This window comes from Rhizobium sp. SVR5-9E (genome assembly GCF_056755095.1).
In genome coordinates this window covers 1-236 of record NZ_JBNDHS010000731.1, presented here as the reverse complement: position 1 = coordinate 236, position 236 = coordinate 1, and the positions used below count along the sequence as shown (strand labels likewise).

Below are 236 nucleotides of genomic sequence, written 5' to 3'. Positions count from 1 at the left end.
GTTGGCCAGGACGTCGTCACCCGCAGCCTGACCGAAACGGATGCCGCCCTGACGACGCAGGGCGATCTGAAGGTGCATGACGCCGACATGACGGATGTCGTCACCGCCAAGGTGCTCTCCGTCTCCGGCGGCGGTGCGGGTTACAATCCGGCAGCGGCCGGCGCGATCGACTTCCTGCACCTGTCGACCAATCCGGTCGTCAACGGCAATTCGGACGGCACGCTGCACTGGACCTT

The 236-nt window shown here is 65.7% G+C and carries 1 protein-coding gene; it reads left to right on the top strand.

Features of this window, described 5'->3' with window-relative positions; genetic code table 11:
* Positions 1–236: hypothetical protein (locus ACPYOJ_RS36760; protein WP_481420600.1), on the top strand; the 236-nt coding region annotated here is incomplete at both ends.